This is a genomic window from Synechococcus sp. R6-10, assembly GCF_047461815.1.
Classification (GTDB): Bacteria; Cyanobacteriota; Cyanobacteriia; order Thermostichales; family Thermostichaceae; genus Thermostichus.
The window spans coordinates 1-644 of sequence record NZ_JANSHW010000743.1 but is presented as its reverse complement, the minus strand read 5'-3'; the positions used below and the strand labels follow the sequence as shown (position 1 = coordinate 644).

Here is a 644-nt window from a genome sequence, read left to right as displayed (position 1 = left end):
CCTCTGAGTATCTCAGCCTTGTCTTCGCTGACGACTGGAAGATTGACGCGCTGTCCAAGAGCCTTAGCATCTTCCAAACACTTCGTGATTATCGCAACATTCGTGTAGCCTTTCGTATCAAGAAGATGCTTCGCAAGCGTCGCGAGGTTCTCATCGGGCGACTCGTAAAGCTCAGGCTTCAAGCCCTCGCGACGCACAAGCACAATCGGCTCCTGTGTGTTCAGTAGGGCGCGTGCAGCAATCAGAATGTGTGGATTGCTCCTGTAGACGCGCGTGAGGCGGTACTCTGTAGTCCCAAACAGCCTTGCAACCTGCGCAGTGTCGGAGCCGAGCAGCGATGTTCTCTGGTCTGGGTCTGCCATTAGGATGATATCACATCCCTGCGGAGCCATTCGGCGAATGCACAGCAACAGCGAGTAAGGCAGATTCTGCACTTCGTCGATCGCAATAGCATGGTACCTACCCAGCAGCGTCCTGCCAATTTCGAACACGCTTAGCATGAATAGACACAGTAAGGGCTTCTCGTCGTAGAATATCTCATCGGCTGGTCTGCTTGCCAACACCTGCAGATAGGTTAGGGCTTCTGTACCTAATTGTCGCTGTACGAAACTCATCACCTGCGAGTCGCGCCAAGCTTTCCTAAA

At 53.1% G+C, this 644-nt stretch carries 1 protein-coding gene; it reads right to left on the bottom strand.

The genetic code is table 11. The annotated features are described in order from the left end of the window. On the bottom strand, positions 1-614 hold a 614-nt coding region (locus NW837_RS15740; protein ID WP_414332644.1), incomplete at its 3' end, for a hypothetical protein. Positions 615-644: the final 30 nt, after the last annotated feature.